The sequence below is a fragment of the Clostridium beijerinckii genome (assembly GCF_018223745.1).
In the GTDB taxonomy this organism is placed as follows: domain Bacteria; phylum Bacillota; class Clostridia; order Clostridiales; family Clostridiaceae; genus Clostridium; species Clostridium beijerinckii.
On record NZ_CP073653.1, the window covers coordinates 4,711,428 to 4,730,505 of the forward strand.

Annotated in this window: 23 protein-coding genes; 2 read left to right on the forward strand and 21 right to left on the reverse strand. The window is 26.5% G+C overall.

The genetic code is table 11. The features are described 5' to 3' along the window. Window positions 1-47 precede the first annotated feature (47 nt). The 15 genes from KEC93_RS21270 to KEC93_RS21340 form a co-directional block, all read right to left on the reverse strand. Window positions 48-509, reverse strand: coding sequence for a phBC6A51 family helix-turn-helix protein (locus KEC93_RS21270; RefSeq protein ID WP_077868623.1), 462 nt, complete (start codon window positions 507-509; stop codon window positions 48-50). Window positions 510-719: 210 nt separating this feature from the next. Then, the gene (locus KEC93_RS21275) at window positions 720-1,577 is read right to left on the reverse strand and encodes a hypothetical protein (RefSeq protein WP_077868622.1); all 858 of its coding nucleotides are present in this window, start codon (window positions 1,575-1,577) and stop codon (window positions 720-722) included. Window positions 1,578-1,661: 84 nt separating this feature from the next. After that, entirely contained in the window at window positions 1,662-1,904 is a 243-nt protein-coding gene (locus KEC93_RS21280; protein ID WP_077868621.1) for a hypothetical protein, read from the reverse strand. 33 nt (window positions 1,905-1,937) lie between these two features. Beyond that, entirely contained in the window at window positions 1,938-3,098 is a 1,161-nt protein-coding gene (locus KEC93_RS21285; RefSeq protein ID WP_077868620.1) for a hypothetical protein, read from the reverse strand. Continuing rightward, window positions 3,098-3,658, reverse strand: a complete 561-nt coding sequence (locus KEC93_RS21290; RefSeq protein WP_077868619.1) for a DUF4365 domain-containing protein — start codon at window positions 3,656-3,658, stop codon at window positions 3,098-3,100. The genes KEC93_RS21285 and KEC93_RS21290 overlap by 1 nt, the downstream gene beginning before the upstream one ends. Window positions 3,659-3,778: 120 nt before the next feature. Next, window positions 3,779-4,156 carry a DUF1064 domain-containing protein gene (locus tag KEC93_RS21295; protein WP_077868618.1) on the reverse strand — a complete coding sequence of 126 codons (378 nt, stop codon included), beginning with the start codon at window positions 4,154-4,156 and terminating at the stop codon, window positions 3,779-3,781. Continuing rightward, window positions 4,156-4,413, reverse strand: a complete 258-nt coding sequence (locus KEC93_RS21300) for a hypothetical protein (RefSeq protein ID WP_077868617.1) — start codon at window positions 4,411-4,413, stop codon at window positions 4,156-4,158. The genes KEC93_RS21295 and KEC93_RS21300 overlap by 1 nt, the downstream gene beginning before the upstream one ends. Then, on the reverse strand, window positions 4,413-4,886 hold the full coding sequence (locus KEC93_RS21305; protein ID WP_077868616.1) for a helix-turn-helix domain-containing protein: 474 nt from the start codon (window positions 4,884-4,886) through the stop codon (window positions 4,413-4,415). The genes KEC93_RS21300 and KEC93_RS21305 overlap by 1 nt, the downstream gene beginning before the upstream one ends. A 141-nt stretch (window positions 4,887-5,027) precedes the next feature. Then, the gene (locus KEC93_RS21310) at window positions 5,028-5,510 is read right to left on the reverse strand and encodes a hypothetical protein (RefSeq protein ID WP_077868615.1); all 483 of its coding nucleotides are present in this window, start codon (window positions 5,508-5,510) and stop codon (window positions 5,028-5,030) included. A gap of 2 nt (window positions 5,511-5,512) precedes the next feature. After that, window positions 5,513-6,214, reverse strand: a complete 702-nt coding sequence (locus KEC93_RS21315; RefSeq protein WP_077868614.1) for a hypothetical protein — start codon at window positions 6,212-6,214, stop codon at window positions 5,513-5,515. Window positions 6,215-6,848: 634 nt separating this feature from the next. After that, window positions 6,849-9,032 (reverse strand): hypothetical protein, encoded by a 2,184-nt coding sequence (locus KEC93_RS21320; RefSeq protein ID WP_077868613.1) that lies wholly within the window; start codon window positions 9,030-9,032, stop codon window positions 6,849-6,851. 33 nt (window positions 9,033-9,065) lie between these two features. Then, window positions 9,066-9,278 carry a hypothetical protein gene (locus KEC93_RS21325; RefSeq protein ID WP_077868612.1) on the reverse strand — a complete coding sequence of 71 codons (213 nt, stop codon included), beginning with the start codon at window positions 9,276-9,278 and terminating at the stop codon, window positions 9,066-9,068. A 32-nt stretch (window positions 9,279-9,310) separates the two neighbouring features. Then, a complete protein-coding gene (locus KEC93_RS21330) occupies window positions 9,311-12,580 on the reverse strand; it encodes a hypothetical protein (protein WP_077868611.1) in 3,270 nt (1,089 codons plus the stop codon). A gap of 500 nt (window positions 12,581-13,080) precedes the next feature. Next, window positions 13,081-13,398 carry a hypothetical protein gene (locus KEC93_RS21335; protein WP_139357397.1) on the reverse strand — a complete coding sequence of 106 codons (318 nt, stop codon included), beginning with the start codon at window positions 13,396-13,398 and terminating at the stop codon, window positions 13,081-13,083. Window positions 13,399-13,469: 71 nt separating this feature from the next. Next, complete coding sequence (locus tag KEC93_RS21340; protein ID WP_172462679.1) at window positions 13,470-13,607, reverse strand: hypothetical protein; 138 nt, start codon at window positions 13,605-13,607, stop codon at window positions 13,470-13,472. Between the two features lie 170 nt (window positions 13,608-13,777). Here KEC93_RS21340 and KEC93_RS21345 point away from each other — a divergent pair, with 170 nt between their 5' ends. After that, window positions 13,778-13,984, forward strand: coding sequence for a helix-turn-helix domain-containing protein (locus tag KEC93_RS21345; protein WP_241394838.1), 207 nt, complete (start codon window positions 13,778-13,780; stop codon window positions 13,982-13,984). A gap of 50 nt (window positions 13,985-14,034) precedes the next feature. On the opposite strand, the gene KEC93_RS21350 is transcribed toward KEC93_RS21345, so the two are convergent. Further along, the gene (locus KEC93_RS21350; protein ID WP_077868609.1) at window positions 14,035-14,892 is read right to left on the reverse strand and encodes a hypothetical protein; all 858 of its coding nucleotides are present in this window, start codon (window positions 14,890-14,892) and stop codon (window positions 14,035-14,037) included. Between the two features lie 244 nt (window positions 14,893-15,136). Then, window positions 15,137-15,286, reverse strand: a complete 150-nt coding sequence (locus KEC93_RS21355; RefSeq protein WP_172462678.1) for a hypothetical protein — start codon at window positions 15,284-15,286, stop codon at window positions 15,137-15,139. 120 nt (window positions 15,287-15,406) lie between these two features. Here KEC93_RS21355 and KEC93_RS21360 point away from each other — a divergent pair, with 120 nt between their 5' ends. Beyond that, a complete protein-coding gene (locus KEC93_RS21360; RefSeq protein ID WP_077868608.1) occupies window positions 15,407-16,741 on the forward strand; it encodes a hypothetical protein in 1,335 nt (444 codons plus the stop codon). 720 nt (window positions 16,742-17,461) lie between these two features. Here KEC93_RS21360 and KEC93_RS21365 read toward each other — a convergent pair. The 4 genes from KEC93_RS21365 to KEC93_RS21380 are packed head-to-tail and all read right to left on the reverse strand — an operon-like array spanning window position 17,462 to window position 18,972. Then, entirely contained in the window at window positions 17,462-17,614 is a 153-nt protein-coding gene (locus KEC93_RS21365) for a hypothetical protein (protein ID WP_172462677.1), read from the reverse strand. Continuing rightward, window positions 17,615-17,794: a hypothetical protein gene (locus KEC93_RS21370; protein ID WP_077868607.1), complete on the reverse strand. Its 180-nt coding sequence runs from the start codon at window positions 17,792-17,794 to the stop codon at window positions 17,615-17,617. 15 nt (window positions 17,795-17,809) lie between these two features. Beyond that, window positions 17,810-18,046 (reverse strand): hypothetical protein, encoded by a 237-nt coding sequence (locus KEC93_RS21375; RefSeq protein WP_077868606.1) that lies wholly within the window; start codon window positions 18,044-18,046, stop codon window positions 17,810-17,812. An 8-nt stretch (window positions 18,047-18,054) separates the two neighbouring features. Beyond that, window positions 18,055-18,972: a tyrosine-type recombinase/integrase gene (locus KEC93_RS21380; RefSeq protein ID WP_077868605.1), complete on the reverse strand. Its 918-nt coding sequence runs from the start codon at window positions 18,970-18,972 to the stop codon at window positions 18,055-18,057. Window positions 18,973-19,078 lie beyond the last annotated feature (106 nt).

Below are 19,078 nucleotides of genomic sequence, written 5' to 3' on the forward strand. Positions count from 1 at the left end.
TATACTTTTATAGATGTGACATTTAAGAACTGAAATCATATAATATACTAATTAGCTTTGTCTAATTCAATTACATTATTAGATTCAAAATCCTGTTCCAATGTAGCAAGATAAGATTGTTTTTCATCATCATTGGAATTATTTAGCTTATTATCTATTAGACTTGTTTCGACTTTACTTGTCACAGCCCCAAGATTCCTGTCAATTATGTACTTATTGGCTTCAAAACTCTTAGAATTCGATTCATCTTGTGCTATTTTAGCTATGTTAGCTATTGCCATATCTAAATGTGTAGATAGCTTATTTTTTGCGTCTAAAATTTTAGATTCTGTAAAAAGGTCTGAAGATTTTTGAAGCTGCTCCTTAAAAACCTCATTATTATTCAACCAATTATAGATGGTTTTTTCACTAACTCCAATTGAACTTGCTATCTGCAATTTACTCATAGTTCCTACAACTAATAGATTTATAGCTTCCATTTGTTGGTCTGTTAAAGTCTTCTTTGACATTTATTATCACCTCACTTTTCTGTTACAAACTTACAATCTATAGAAGATCATAACTTGCTAAACTTACAATATTAATATTTTATATGCTCTAACATAGTTCTAGCACCTAATGCAGAATCCAAATTAACACGAAAACTTTGTATATTACTCCCGTCTTTATAAATTAATAATGTTATTTTTGCATAATAAAAGGCGAGAATTAATTCCCACCTAAAATATATCTCTTATTATTTTATTGCATGCTTTTTGTATAATATCATTATTACTCTTATTTTCTTTTATAACATTTTGAATTCCCTTTAATTGCTCAATCAATAAGTTATTATTTTTTATTTTTAATTCTTCTGATTCTTTTTCTTTTTTGGCTTCTTCTTCTTTTTTAATTTCTTCTAGCCTTTCATTTATAACATTTATCAATATATCTATTGCTTTATTCTTGTTTTCTTTATTTTTATTTAATATAATTTTTGCTATACTGGTCACAACTATTACAATAATAAAGATACTAAAAATAGTAACTATATATACTGATTTTATCCATGTTCCCTTAATATCCTCTAACTGTTTTCTTGAATTATCAAATAAAATTCCTTCCTTTTCTGTATCTTGTCTTATTATTCTATTAGCATTTTTTACTTCTGGAATGTTATCTAATCTTTCAATTTCAGCTGCGTCATTTACTTTTTCGGCATTTTCATATTTTTCCGTATATTTAAATAATATTTCACTGCTACTATCTATCTCTTTACTAAGTTCATCGTGTTTTTCAATAAAATTTTGTGCTATTCCATATGACTGACCTATTTTATTATTCAAGTTTAGTGATAATGTACCAATAATAGCTACTATTGAAAATGCTAAACTTATAGCTGCTATCCAATTAAATTCTTTACAATGCTCTTTTTTACTTTCCAAAGAAATTCTTTTTAATTTTAAATCCTCTTTTTTTTCATTTTCATAATGTGATTTTATTGCTGTAATTAGCTTTGTATTAATATTTTGAATATCATTATCTATTTTAACTCCTTCATTTTTGATGTGTTTTATAATTGTATTATTCTTAAACATATAATTATCCCCCCACGATAATCATACCATATTTATGCAATTTATTACATAAAAAGAACCCTAAATAAATAGAGTTCTTAACTTTTAAATTCCTGCTTTATCAATAGCTTTAAATATTTCTTCATCAACAGAATCTTTATCATATTCGATTTTATTAATTAATTCATCAAACTGCTTTCTGAATTTTTGAATATTAGTTGCTAAAAATCCATCAGACATAGCACCACTTTTTTCATAATATCTGTCATTTTCTAAATTTTTTAAAATATAATACATTTCATTTAATTCATGAGAATATTTCTTTCTTACATCAACTTCCTTTACCATAATATCTACTCCTTATTTAATACTAAAAAATAATTATATAATTTTTAAATCTTTATAATTCACTAACATCCACGTTTTTCCTTCCTTTAGTAATTCACCGCTTATTGTTATTTCTTGATCTTGTTTATGAGCCTCACACGCCCTTTTATAATCCACATCACTTAGTTCTATTTTTACATTTTTAGATTTTCCTTCAACCTCTGTCTGCATAACTATGTTTCTCTCAACTGAATTGCCTTGAGAATCTTTCCTATTAATTAATTTAATGATTCTGCCTCTTATTCCTTGTTCAATACTTTTCACTTCTTTATATTTCTCTGATAATATCTTAACCTTGTAAAAATCTTTATTTTCTAATATAACTTTTTCTTTAATATCATCAGGTCTAGGTAATAAATCTGACCATGTAACCTTTGATTCAATTTTCACATCATAATTCTCTAGATTAAAGTTTAACAAAGCATCACACATATTTGCATTTAGTCCTTTTTTATATCCATTTTCAAATAAAGTATCCATATCTTTTTCTCTAATATTATAAATACCATTTTGAATTCTTTTAATTATTTTTCTTTCTTCTGGCAAAGTTTCAATTATCTCGTTTTCATTTATTTGTAGTTGCTCATGCATATAATTATCAATTTCTACATTAAACACATAGCTTCCAAAAGCTGTTTGACCTAATTTATACCTTGATAATTTTTCGTGCGAATTTTTATTTGTTCTAAAAAAGTGTGGTTGTGGATGTTCCTCATTAAAAATAGCGGATAAAATTAATTTTTTTAATCCCTCAACAATATTTGATCCATACTCTAAAGGAATTATTCCTTCATCTGATAATTTAGAAATAATTCTAAAGCTTAAAATATCTTTTTGTGATTTATTAGTCTCAATTTCTTTATTTAAGATAAAAACATTATTATTACTTTCTTTCCATACTTCAGAGATTAATTTTTGATTTGATAATTCTTTTAATTCAGCTAATATCTCTATTGCCTCATTAATTTTCCTATGTGAATCTTTAAAATTACTTTTTGCTGGTAAGGACAAGCTATATTCTTCATCATCAATTATTTTTCTGAATAGTTTAATTTTTTTATTTGGAAATTCTATATCTTCTACCCATAAATTTTTAATCAAGTATTTTTCAAAGGTTTCTATAGTTGTATCATTAATTTGATTTAAATTAAACATCAAACTATTTCCCCTTTCTTAACTTTCCCCATTAGTTCCTTCAAAGATTTATCATCAAATATTTGATTTCTTGGTATTTCAATTGTTATTGTTTCCTTATTATTTGTCTCTTGCAGACCTGACAAGTAGCACCACCATGCACAATCCTTAAACATTGTTCCATTCTCAGTAACTTTAATCCATTCGTCTTTATTTCTTGGAAGCTTATATACTATAAGTATTCTCGGAGTACATATTTCATCATCTACTAAATCATTATAATTTTTTGATTCCAAACTATATTTAATCAAATCTTTTTCCATTTTTACATTAATTGAAGCTTTTAATTGAAAATCTAATTTACAACCATCTGATAGTAGTCTTTTTTCCCCACCTTTTTTTCTCACTTTAATTCCAGAAAAAGTTCCATCTATCCCATAATCATTTACTGGTTGCTCAAAATTAAAACCAGCATAGTTGGCTATTGCTTTTACATAAGCTGCACTTATTCCTTCTTTTGTGTGTTCTTCTGTTAAATTATTATCTAAGTTTTCCTGAATTTTATTTACAGTCGCCTCCATTTTAACTCCCCCTATATAACATAATTATATGAGGATTGTAAAAATATATCAAATAGAAACTTTTTTTACATATAACCTATATGATTCCATACAGTATATAAAATTAACAAAAAACCACTTTTATTTTATTTCTATCCAACCAATATCTCTATTCTTCCAAGCATATATCTTGAAAATATAGTCCCTATGTAAATTCATCATCATTTTCCATTTCAAATTAAACTTAGCATCCCAAATCGACTTTACTGGTGGCTTTATATCTATAATTACTATTTTTTTATCATTCATTTCTAATGTAAAATCACTTTTATATGTAATGGCTTGTATCTTTTTAGAACCCAACATAAAAGGCTCTTGCAATATATACTTTACTTGCCTATCAATTTTTTTGATATTTAATTTATCTCTATTTTCTTGAAGATAACAAAAGAATTGGAACTCTGATTTTGAATCCCAACTCTCACCATTATCATCTATGTACTTTTTAATTCTTTTCATTATTTTATACCTTTAGTATATTCTTTGCATTGTCTTTCAAATTCTTCACACTTTCTTACATATTCTTCTCGTGATATTTTAAATCGTTCATTTACTTTAGCTAATTCTACAGATGTTCGTTTATCAACTTCAAACCATTCTCTATCTCTTTTTATAGTATCCCTTAATCCTTTATTCTCCTGTTGTAATATGTCAATCCTTGCACTAAGAAATAAAGCTATTATACCTAATCCTAAAATGAGTATTAAATCTATCATTAGCAAACACCTCCCCATCTTTTCTTTGTCTTAATTCTACTTATAGTAGATGGATCAACATTAAATCTTTCTGCAATTTCCTTATTAGTTTTACCTTTAGCTATTAATTCCCTAATAAATTTAACATCATCTTCATCCAATTTTCTTTTATATTCACTTGCATATGTTGGATATTTATTGCACACAATTACATTATCAATTCTTTTAAAATGCTCGATATACATTTCTTCAATATCTCTAGCTTTCTCATCATCTTCTATATTGAATTCTAATGTTTCAACATGAAATTTATTAACTATATTGTATGCTTCTTGTAGTGTCTTATTATCGTGTACATTTCTCCTTAATTTACTACCATTCCCACTAAGTCTTTCATGTTTACCACTTCCCAAATACACATAACTTATATCTCCATCATTAACCCAAACTGCATATACTAATTGTTTATTTTTATCAATATTTTTATTTACCATAATTAAAATCCCCCATTCAATTTATAATTTATTTTATTTTTATATTGCCTTATTTTGTTTCAAGTGTTATAATTAAGTGAATACTTATAGATTTTTATTTTTAAAAAAGTATAATATAAGGTAGCCAAAATTATGACCACCTTATCTAACTACTTTTAAATAATTTGTTTCTTTATTAGTGCTTCTAGCTCCATAGTTAAAGAACATATCAAAAGCACCAACACCTGTTTTTTCTTCTAATTTATAACTAACTCCCATCATCATACTTATTGCTGCTTGTTCAAATAGAACTTCATCTAACAAAGTTTCCATTAAAAACTCTGCTACATTATCTTCATTAAATGTATCTGTAACAGATAATAAAGTATCTACGTATTGTTTACTACTATAGTAATCTTTCTCCCCATATTTATCTCCATCAAAGATTTTCTTCATTGGATATACATTTAAAAAATCTTGTATTTTAACTCCAACCATCATATTGTGTACATTGTTATAAAATTCCCAACATTTTTCTTTATCCCTTAATCCAAAAGATTCTCTAAGTATCTTTCTTTTACCAACACCACTAATTCTATGTACTCTATTTAAAGTTCCTGTAACTGCTACTAAATCTTCTAACATAATTAAGCCACCTTTCTTAATTGGTTTATAAGTTCATTTATAGAATTATTAATGTTGCAATAAGCTGTATCTATAACAATTCTAGCTTTAGAAATAATTGTACTATCATCTGCATGTCTATAAGCTATTATTTCATTTTCAATATATGAACACCCAACATTTTGTATATTGAGTTCTTTACATCTTTTAAGTAATTTATCTCTAATTTCTTTTTGTTTCCATGAACTGTCGATTTGAGATAAGCAATTATATAAATCTCTAACAATATCTTTTAGATTAGTAATATCATCTAAAACTATTCTATCTTCAACAAATCTTTCAGTTAGCTGCTTTGTGAGTTCCTGAACTTTGTCCATTTTATTTTTATTAGTCCAGTTTGCAATACTCTTGATTTTCCTCTTATAGAAACTTGGTGTCTGTCTAGCAAATTGTTGTTTATAATTCAAGGTGCTCTCATAAATATCAGTAATTAATCCTTTAATAATTTGAACTGAATCATCTGATACATCTGTAATAAACTCTGCATATAAACTATCATATACACCATCAATTTCTTCTTCAAAAATCTGTAATACAATTTTATCTTTTTGTTTCTTTAGATTGTACATATAGCAGCCATTCTCAAGTTCCCATTCCTCTCTATCATTTAAGGTAGATTGAATAGCTCCTAATATTTCTTTGTTTGTTAATACTTTTTTACTCATTTTACATTCTCCTTCTCGCCTTTGGGTTCAGGCATAACCATAATAATATTTTTTGAGTAATTCCGTACAAAGACTTTCCAAGTATCATCACTTGGTTTTGGATAATTAAATAGACAGACTACAAAAAGTAATCTGTCTTTAAACAAAATAAATTATATAAAAGAAAGGAATTAGACAGCCATACTGCCTATTAAATTATCCAATTAGAAAATAATAAAATAATGATATATTTTTTTCTTCTGTAAATTTCACATATAATATATTTTATTTATCATTTTCCACAAAAAGGGGAAGTGGACGCAGGGCGGACACGACCTATAACAAATCAAATAGAGAATAAGTCAAAGTTAATATTTTCTTTTCCTTGTCCATAGTTCTGATATAATTTATAGAATCGTGATTTATTTTTCAGGACTTCTTATTCATAATTCTACGCCCCTCCCCCCTATCAAGGGGATTCAACTAAGATGATTTTTGTCTCCTTACGTCGCCAAAACTAATCTTAATTGAAAATTGTTTTTATTTATTTTTAACTAACCATTTTATTTTATTAACTCTTACTAGAATAATATACTTTTTTGCTTTTTAGGGGTAAATCTTATATATATACTATATATAGGAAATACCCCTAAAATTATTTAATCATACTATAGAATCCTTTTTTCGGTATATCAAATTCAGAAAATGTTTCATTTATTGTCTTATTCTTTATTAAAGTTTTAAATTGCTCATTATCTACTTCAAGTATTTCTTTGAGTTTCTTTGACTTTATAATTGATCCATCCCAAGAATTAAACCATTCAAAGAATTTATCATAGCCTTTACATTTATTTTCTCTAGTATCATCTTTAGCCTTTTGAAATTCACTTAATTTATCTACATGTTTTTCAATCGTACATTCAGGTAATAAAGCTTTAAGCATACTATAAATCAATGGTTTAGTTTGAAATAAATATACTTTTATTTCTTTATCATAGTTGTAGTCTCTTAACTTTGTTCTATGTACTTCTTGATAAAATTTGCTTACCATATCTAAGTATTGAAATTCATCAATTGAAGTTAAGCCAAAGCAATATTGATTATATTCACCAGTGTATGTTCTATTTCCAACTTCATCAACCCTTCTATCTTTCTTTAAAAATATATCAGATATAAATTGAGCTTTTTCTGTATCCTTGCATAATTCCAATATATGTTCCCATTGTTTAATATCACAACTCAAGTACTTTATAGCAATTTGATAATCTGGAAGTGTATCCCATCCAATATTAAACATTCTTGTGCACTCGTCCATTTCATTAGAACCTTTAGTATTTCCATAGTAATAGCATTTATTATTTGCTCTCGGTATCTGTCTCTTTAAAGTATCTGTTCCAAGTAATTGACTTAAAATTGTTGCTTGTTCCTGATATGTAACTACATAACTTCTACCATGAAATCCTACTTTAACTTTATTTTTAATATAATTTGATATTGCATAAGGCAAATATTTTTTATTTTTAAATTCAGTTTTAGTTAATTTATGAGCAGTATTTATAGTTATATATAAATTATTATATGTTCTTGTATTTGGAATATATAAAAAACGTATATCACTATTATCAATATCTTTTTCTTTATCATAATCATATAGTCCTAGATATTCTGGATCATAAAGTGCTGAACCATCAAATATAACCACTTTTTCAAATGATTTATACATTTCCCTTAGATTGTTATAGCCTATTGTACTTATAAATTCTGTATTAGATTCGCATACATAAAAGCCACCTTTAGTTAATACTTCATGAATATGTTGCAATTCTCTTTTAAAATTGTGTTTTATGTACTTGTTCCAAAGCTTCATAAATTCATGATTATTCATACATACTGGAATATTGCAACTATTTGATATTATAAATCTCTTATACTTTCCTCTTAGTGGAATCATTTTACTTTCAACCAATTCAGAAATTTCTTTCCAGTACTTTGATAGTTGAGTTTTTTCATCCATTTCATTATCTTGGTATTCTGCTTTTGAAATTGCAGAATCAATGTTATTTAATAATATTTTATTAATTTCAACTGTATTGAACATTTGTGGTTTTTCATCTATTAATAATATTTTTCTTTCACCTTTATCATATTTCATATAAGTTGAACAAAAATCAGCACCAAGTTCTTTTAATCTAGTATTAGTTACTAATAGTATTGGTTTTTCCTTTTGGTCACTCATTTGTTTTTTTACTTTACAATTCCAAAAAGTACATTTCTTACACATTCCAGTTTCAACTGTTTTAATGGTTTTATCTAAGCAAACTTTTTCGTTCCAACCTTCTAAAAGATATGTGTATTTTGAATATTCTCCTAAATCCTTTTGAAGTTGTCTTAAATCATCTAATCTGTCTCCACCAATTATTACACCTGTAGTTGATAACCCATCTTCATATAACTTAGTCATATATTTCATAAGCTCAAGCTTGATTGTTGATTTACCAAAACCACATGGAGCAGGATCAATACAAATTATATTCTCTTTAAATTTTCCTAGCACAATCTTTGCAGTTTCATTGGCAAAATATATTTGTTCTTCAGTAGCTTGTTTACCTCTATCTATAAATGTATTTTTGAATGATTCAGTTACTTTGTTTGCTATTTCCTCTAATTCATCTGTTACTGAAACAATTTCGTCTGCTGTATATGTAACTCTTTCTAGATTAAAGACTTTACACCTATAATTGTCAGCATCTAGCCAAGTGTCTCCATTGGATTGTTTTTGTTGTAAATATTTAGTATCATATTCTAAATCATTAATTAAGTTTAACAGTTTTTTTCCCATTCTCAATCGCCCTCCTTCATCTTTAATATTTTATTAATTATGAAACTTTGCTAAAGCTTCAAACAACTTTTTATTTTTTGTGTACTTATATGTCTTTACTCCATTTATCTCTTTATCAAAAGTTGGCTCAATTCCAACTGTTTTTAAATAATCTACTTCCTTAAGCCACTGAGTAGCATACTCTTTATCGAATTTAACTTTTTGTTCCATAATAATTATCATTCCTTCCTTAATTTCAATTTCCATTAAAAGTGGGAAGTGGCTAGAAGCCACGAACCCTATACATAATAATAAATTCCAAAACTTTTAGCTGTAATTGCTACATTATTATTCTTATTTAACATGAAACCATCAATTCTTAATTTATCTTTTCCTTCAATTAATTCAGCAAAATCCTCAAATACCTTTAGTCCATTTAACTCTAATTCATAATAGCCATTTTCATTCAAACCTGCTTTTATTTTATCTGTAATTTCTTTAACCATATCAGGATTTTCTCTACAATCAAAACGCACTTCTTTAATTACCTTTAGTCTTTCTAATTCTTTTAGATGCACATTTTGAGCAGTGTTATCATTAAAATTAACTAACTTTTCAAGCTTTCTATACTTCTTATATAAATACTCAATATCTCCGTTTTCATCTGGTACAAATTGAATTTTCATACTAGGCTTAAGCTTGTCTATATCTAAAAAGTGACTAAAGAATAAATTAATTAGAAATGCTTCTGAACATTTATCTAATTCAGCTAAAGTTTGTGCAATTGTATAAGTGTCATATTGTTTTCTAGCATCATCAGCTACTAAAATAGAATAAGCATCTAATTCTCTTAATTGTTTAGATTTTTCTGCTCTATTAAACTTGTGCTTTTCTCTAATTTCAGATGATTCTTTTGAGTATTCCTCATAAAATCTCTCCATTTTTTCTTTACATTCTTGAAGTTTATCTTCATCATATTTATTATTTACAAGTTGTTTTTGCAATTGTTTTGCTTTATCTGAAAATGATTTTTTATTATTTTCCAATGTATTTAATATTTTCTTTTGTATTATTTTTGCTGCTCTATCCATAAATGTTTGTGGACTAGAATAATATGTTTCCATCTTTCCAATTTCCCATTTATATTTTTTGTATTGTAAGAAATATGGTTTAATATTGCTACCTTTAGATTTTTTATAGTTGTCTTCTATAGGTTTAATATACATATCTCTATCAATAATATTCATTGTTTTGGGTGTATCTATAACCAAGCTTGATGTGTATAATAGTGAGTAAATATCTTTACTATCTTCTAAAAATTGTTTCTTTATTTGTTCTCTAACTATTTCATCGTCCATGTTCTTTGAATTAGAATACATCAAATGACCTGCTTCAATTAATTTGTTAATAGCTGGCTCAACAACTTTATCATAATCAGAATCCTTAGTAATTCCTTCAAAATTATGTTCTGCTAGTATTTCTAATACTTCATCATAGTAATAGAATTTATTACTATCAGGACTATAGTACTTTGGCAATGTTTGACTATATGTATTCACAACTGTTGCAAGTATAGATACTGAACCTATTAAGTTACCCGATGGTTTCCAACTACATTCAAATTTTGCTTCATCATTATAAATGTATGGTATTTTCTTACCATCAGCCGAGAAGAAAAATGGCTTATCAGTTTCAACAACTCCATGTCTAATTATCTCGCTATCTATTACCGTTACTGCATCTCCATCTGAATCCCCACTTCCAATTTGAGAATATATATCAGATTTTTGATTAAAGTAGATTAATTCTGACGATTTGCAAAAATAGTTATCAAAGAAATTATCTCTTACAAATTCAACATTGTGTATTTCCGAAAATGCCATTAATGGATTTCTATAAATTGTTCTAATATCTCCATTATTACATTTTCTATTATAGAATTGACCATCTTTCAATCCATTGTCTCCTTGTTCTCTAGTCATAGCAAAGTTCATGTATGAAATTGGGTCTATAGCAATATAACAATACTGAGCCTTAGTAGTTATTTTTCCACATGCTAATTGCCTAACTTTCTTCTCAATCATATTTGAAATTTGCATTTTTGTTGTTTTAAGTTCAACATTATCTTTATTCAATTGAATTAACATAGCAGTCTTATCTGTATGATTAAGAGCATTTTCTTCAAATTCCTCTATATCATATTCAGCAAGGTTTTCTTCGTCATATTCAATCTCAGTAGCTTTTGTAATATTTCTAAAATATAGATTGATATAATCTGAATTTATTTCAAATTCTTTTATATCTGAATCCTTATCCTTTATTTCATAAGGTCTAACTAATTTTTTATATAGTTGATAATCTTGGTCTGCTATTTGGTGATATTCTTTATCTGTTAATGCTAAAGCGTTAAATAACTGATAGCATAGAGTTCTATAATCGGTTAGTTCAGACTCAAACTTATTAACCTTAGTTATGTATAATTTGTTTAAAAGTTCATATGTATTTATATCTGTCTTATTGTTGTATTTTTCTAGTTTTTCATTTATTAAGTCCATTCCATAAGTTTCTTGAGTTGCTATTATATTTTTATGTGCATCTTTTATTTCTTCTGCAAATAAATCTGCTAATTTAACCATTGACTCGTTTAAGAGTAATGTATTATCAGCTACTTCTCTCCATGCTCCAAACATATCCATCAAATAATATTTTCCATTCTCTTTTTTACAAAACTCCATATCTTCTTTATAGAACACATCTAAGAATTTTATAATATCAAATCTTGTTATAAGTCCTTTTATTCCTATTCCATATCCTCTAATTACAGCAAAATCAATATCATTTCTTTTTAAAGTTTGTCCAATCTGTTCAAATACTTCAGGTGTTGCTATCCCACCTCCATCAAATACATCAATTTCACCTTCAAAATCATAATCTTCTAATGAGTATTCAATTTGTTTCTCTAATGTTATTTCATCTGTTTTTTCATTTACAACTTCTACTTCAACTTCGTTTGGAACAACAGTTTTATATATTCTACTGAAATCAATAGTTGCTTTAGGTAGTATTATTATATTAGGCATGTTAATCTCAGTTATTAATATACTTGTTGTAAGTGCAATTCTACTTAAAACTTGCTTGTTCACATATATTTCTTTATCATTTAGCAACTTAAACTGGTTTAATGATATTATATTTTCAAACCAAGTTGTAAACTCTTTTATATCTTCTCTAATAAAGAAAGCTTCACACTTTTCATCTTCTTTTTCGTTTTCTTGTTTCATTCCACCTGGAGTTGCAAACCAACCAAAATATCTCATATCTTCTAGTTCTATTCCTTCAAACCATTGTGATTTTGCTGTTTTTTCATCATTAGATAATGTTACTTTAATAACATCTAATATAATTTCATTTTCTTCAAGTTCTTTGTCTTTATATGTTTCTAATGCTTTAAATAAAAATGTGTATTTGTCTTGCTTTATATAATTTGCCTCTTTAATAGTTTTGCTTATCATTTGATTTACTGCATTTAAGTTTTCTTGTCCAATTTTTAATAATTTAATTTGTCCCATAAACTCTATCATCCTTCCTTAATCATTTATTTTGTTTCCATAAAAAGTGAGGTGAGGTGTGGAACACCGAATCCTCTTATTCTTCTATTAATTGTTCTTCGTTCATAAAAACCCTTCTAATAAAAATATACTTCGTTTTTCTTTAAATGTAAAAAAATGTGTAGGCACAATGCATTTACATAACCCATGATCCTTTAAAAAATTGATACCCTGTGCACCTTCCTAAAATAGAACTATTAGTTCCACAACTTCGATACCACTATATATTGTGGTGGTCTGTTTGAACTACCCATTATGCAAAATTAACTTCCACATAAAATTTATGATTTAAAAGAATATTAGACAACTGTAAGGCGAACGCATGTCCACCTTTTTAATGTTATATATTGCGTACCTACGCTTGGACACCTTTTAGATATCCAAAAATTGATATACAATATACAAATAAAAAACTCCTTATAATCTTAATGCAACAAATTTATTACAATCATTTAACTCAACTACTGCTGTATTACCCCCTCACAGAAATGTACATTCTTAAATTGAATTTCAAACTCATTTAAATTTTTAACTCCTGCTACTTCGAAACATTGTTCCCAAATGCTATTCTCGTTAAAAGCATATTTTACTAATTCTCTTTCAAAGCAATCTTCCCCAAGCTTATAATTTTCTAAACTTGAATATCCTGCATCCTCGTCCATTTCAATCATATTCATTAAGAAACAAGTAAAATCTAAAAACTTATCTTCTTTAGAAATCCTATTCCTTAAACTCATACCAACTTCACTATTAACACTATTAACTTTTACATTTTCCATGTTTAACACCTATTCTCTTCCTCTAATTTTTTAATCATTTTTACATCTTCAAAGTTTTATTAGATCACTTTCTATAAACTATAGTTTTCATATTCTTTAGCCATCGCATCCATATAATCAAATTCACCTTCTTGGCATACTTGCTTATCTATGAAGTTATTTCTGATTTTTAATAATAAATCAGTAAGAATATCAATTATTTTTGCCATTTGCTTTTCTCCTTTCCTTAAGTCATTTTTTTCTTTTAATAACTTTATTTACCTTATGTTTATAGTATAATATCGAAATTCGTTATTGTCAATAACTATTTTAGTTATTTTTTAACTTTTTATTATATTTCATAACTATTTATGATATAATGCTATTGAGGTGAAAATTAATGAGTATAAAAATGAAACTTAGAATTAAAATGGCAGAAATAAATATAAGTCAAAAAGAACTTTCTGAAGCAACAGGAATAAGACCCAATACCCTTGGTGCTTACATGAATGACACATATAAACATATAACTAAGGAGCATTTAGATATTCTTTGTAAATTTTTCAAGTGCAAAGTTGAAGATATAGTTGAATATATGGAAGAATAATTTATCACACTAAAAAAGGACTCACCAATTATGACGAGTCCTTTAATTAATTATTTACTTTTTAAATCATTCATATACCCTACAATTTCATAGTATTTTAACCCATTTAATGTAAACCCTTGATATCGATCAAGAATTATATTTATACCTGATTCAACGTATTTTATCCTACCAATACAACAACAAATTATTTGTTTCTTATTTAGTTTCATATGTTTAATGTACGATTCAATAATTTTCATATTATTAAATTCAGTTTCATTATTAACAACAAAATACTCTGCAAAATGAACTTTAACACTATCGACTTTTTTAGGAGTCAAATTAATATATCCATGCTTATCCATTAATTGCATGTTGTGTACATAACCAATAATGCATCTTATTCGGGTATCATCATCTTTTTCTATCTCATTATACATTCTTGTTATGATATATGGCTCTTTTCCATCTTTGCTTTCTGTTCCCTCATCAAATAATTCTGCTTCATTACCTTTGGTTTTAGAACTATTATTGTTAATATATTTTTTACTACCATCACTAACATTTATTGTTCCTGTTTCATTATCTTTTTTATTAAATCTGGTAAATGCACTTTCTAACTTATTTATAATATGTTTGTTTGATAAATTTATTTTACTTACAAATTGCTTTTCTCTTAATTTTTCTCCTATCTCTTCATATATAACCTCATTCAAACAGCCATTTATATGTGGAGTACTAGGAAATGTCCTAAAAAACTTAATATTACCTTTTCTTTCAACAAAACTTAATTTTGCTTTGCACTTCTCTTCCGTGCAAAACAAATTCCCTCTATAATTCTTATAATATTCATTCTTAGTAAGCTTTATAGCTTGTATTTCTTTTGAAATATTTCCATTCTTGTATAACGCTTTATTAATTTTCATACTTAAAACACCTTTTACCGAAATATTACTCAATTATTGTATATTTCTACAAAAAGTATTTAATCCCTTTATTTTCTACGGAAATATTCAAATAATTTTTACGTTCGACCTCTCCAAAATTGGCTTTGTGGGATTTTACATGAGTACAATTTTGTACCTTTGTTAGGCACTGGGTATTCACCAACTCATTATCCAACGTTTCAGACAAAAAAAGACCACCTATTATACTAGGTAGTCTTGATTATTATTTCCCAAATAACCTTTCTCCAACTCTATACTTTTCATATTTCTTATTCAATTTTTCAATTTCTTTTTTTAGTATTTCATTTTCTTTTTTCAATGCTCCATTTTCTTCACTAAGCTTTAATAATTTCTCTAATAATTCATTATCCATTGTTATTTTATCCTCTTTTCATTAGTTTTTACTGATAGTATACAAGCTTTTTTATAAGAATTAAAGTAATAATTTCTTCATCTTTAAAATGATGTTATACTTACTTCTGAGGTGATTTTAATGTGGATAGAAGATTTATTAAAAGATATTGAAAAAACTAAATTTAGCCTACACAAATTATTTAAAAACCCTATTACTAACGAATCTATATCATGTATTGACTACATCAACTTAGTTTTAGAAGATTTTTTAAATAAACAAAAGCAATTAATAATTTCAATGAATGGTCTTAATAAGCTTGAATTAATCGAAAATAACTTTCAAAATATAAATAATCAAACAGCTCATGAGCTATCCTTAAAAATAAACTGTAATTCAAAATTGACTAACTTATTAATTACCTATATATATTGGAAGTATATGAATCCTAATAGTAAATTAAAACACAATGTTAATATGATGATTATAAAAAAAATCTTTAAAATAAAAGATAGTTTTAAAGAGCATATAACTCCTATAGCTTGTACTACTAATTGTTATCTTTGTAAAGGTTATGCAACAGTTGCTATTTTTGATTATGATCAAAGTAAATTGGAATTTAAATGTAATACATGTGGACATTCCTACAAAATTAATTTATCAGATAAATCAAAAGCTGGTGGTTATAGAGATGTTCAATATACCAAGTGTAATTGTCATACTTGTAGTACTATAACAAGCAATATAAATAGTAAAACGATTAATAAATTTAATGAATTAAAAGATACTTGTATCAATTTAATTGAAGATAGTAATCAGTATATTGATTTACCTAGCAATTTCGCCATGCAAAATGCTTATGACATTTATATGAGTAATACTAATGAGCAAATCGATGAGATTTTGAAATACAATCCAACTTCATTAGAACAATTTAAAAATATATTAAACAATATTTCAAATTCTAATTATAATAATTATGATTATGAAACATTATTATCAAAACTAGAAAATCATGGTATTGTTTATCACTCTAAGAAAAAGAAACCTATTAAGTATAAAGAACTTTTTATTAGTTACTTACTACATACTAAGAATCAGAATAATTGCGAAGAAATGTTCCAAAAGATTTCCAGTACCATTTTTAATGGTGATTTTTTTAAATATTTAAATATTAATAATAGCAGAAATGATATATCTATTAATTTTAACCTAAGTATTATCAACAAATCTTCGAGTTATTTTCATATATCGTCTAAAACAAATTGTGAAAGGCTTAAAGACTATCTTTATGAAGATAGTCTATATATAAATCCGTATTTTATCAACCTCTCTACTCATAAATCTCAAAATCCTAGTTATAGAGATGAACTTATTAATGAAATTAATTCTAGGATACAAGATTATTCAGAGAGTAGATTAAAATTTGTTTTAAATTCCTTAGATTCACTAGAGAAATTTGATAGCAAAAATTAACCAACATCTTAATTAAGGATAACTTATTATACATCAATAAGTTATCCTTTTGTTTATCCTAAATATTATCTATTCGCCCACAACCTCAACAATTGAGATACTATAACTAGCATACATACAACTACTATAAATTCTACTATTAGTTTTCCTAAAATCAATCCTATCAATACGCTCACCTCTCTGCATAATATATATGATTGATTATTGACTTCTAAAGCATATTTTAATCAATACTACACTTGACTTTAGGCTAATTAAGTAATATTGTTGAGGAGTTTTTCAGATTTTGGATATAAGAAAGCCGATTTTTCACGACTTTTTTCATTGTTGAGTCTGTTTACGAGTTTCATCAACAAGCCTTATATTTGCTACTAGACACTAACAACCCTGTCCAATATAAGGTAGCTCTATTGTTATTCCACCACCGTATGATTAAGGAGATTTCGGCATTGCTCCTAAGGTATTTTAATCCCTATGAATTTTCATTGCTATCGGCTTCATATCACCCCTAAGATATTTTATACTTGCCTTAGTGCATAACAAGTAAAGCTTACCTAAAATTGGGTAAACTTAATAAGCCATACCCTCTTTTATTTTTTTCAAAATTGTGGTAGACTTAATTTATCAGGATTAAGTACCTTTTTGGAGGTATGAATTATAAAACATATTAAGTTTTAGGCAACTAGATGCTCGCCAAAGTACCTAGTTGTTTTTTATTATCTAAAATGTCTTTAATAGTTCTTCTAAGCATTTCAAAGCTTCAAGGTGTATTTGTTTATCTTTATCACTCGTATCGGTTTTCAAGGCATATTTTAACGCTTTAATTTGACGTTGTAATGTTGTTTTATTTGTTGGTATAACTAGATTTAACATTTAATCACCCTCCACTATCTCTTTTATTTGCTTTAATGTATAAATACCTTTTCCAAATATTTCACTGAAACAATATCTAAGTTCCATTATTTTCATCTCTTGTAAGTGTTCTTCTTGCATGAATAAAAGCAAATCTTTGAAATGAGCAAAACAGCCAAATTGAGTTTCTATCTCTAACATAAATAACACCTCGTTTTATTCCATTAATTTAATAAGATTCTTTAATCTCAAAAGTTCTTTTTCTCTCTTAGGTATAAATACTTTTAATCTTTTATCTTCAGATTGTTTATATTCTATAAGTTTTTCTTCAAGTTGTTCTAATCGAATTTTAAGACAAAGGATAATTTCCGAGTATTCATCTACTTCAATATTGGTAATATCTCTTGTTGCATAACCATTTACAACTCTATCCCATATAATATCTACCTGCATCTTTACACCTACTTTCTTAGATTCATAAGTGGACTAGTTTTAACCGACATTTCAACTATTTGTTCATCTTTTAAACCTTGCAAATAACGTTTAGTTATTGAAATATTTTCATGACCGAGACAACGGCTTAAAGAATATACATCAAGCCCATTACGAAGCTGACTAATAGCATAAAAATGTCTTGCAGTATGAGGACTACAACGTATATCTTTTCTTATTTCTGCTTTCTCCCCTGCTATTTTCATCACTCTTTCAACTGATTCAATTGTTAATGGTTTAAATCTATAGCTTAAGAAAAATGGCGTAGCTTCATCAACATTTCTATTGGCAAAATAGCTATCCCTGCATCTCACATATCTAATGATTATACGTCTTACATAAGGGCTTAAAGCTACTCTTCTATCTTTTCTTCCCTTACCTTGCTTTACTGTTAAATAAGTTTCTTTTACATCATCATTCTTTATGGAACATAATTCTAAGTTTCTGATACCAGTATCAAATAATATTGCTAAAATACATTTATTTCTAATATTCATATAATCGCTACCTGTATAGACTTTCATCATTCTATTAACTTCATCATCATCAAATGAATTTATTATTACTTTTCCTTCCCTTAACCAGTTCACTTTCAACATTGGATTATTTTCAATTATTTCTTCATCTGTTATATATTTAAAGAAAGCTCTAAAACATTTAATAATTCCATTTATATATGTTGTTTTTCTACCTTGTCTTTGTAAAAATTTAACATAGGATTTTATATGTGCTGGCTTAACATCCTCCACATCAGTAATATTAAATTCTTTCTCTAAATAGGTAAACATTAACGAATTATTGTTTTTATAACCTTTTAAAGTTCTTTTAGAGTAATTTCTTATCTCTAGTTCAAGAATAAATTCTTTTAGCAAATCTCTTAATAACAAAAAAACACCCCCTGTTAATAACAGAAAGTGTTTAACATAACATACACCATTAAACATAAACCATAATGGATGTATACCTTAATTATTTAGTTTTTAGAGTCAATGT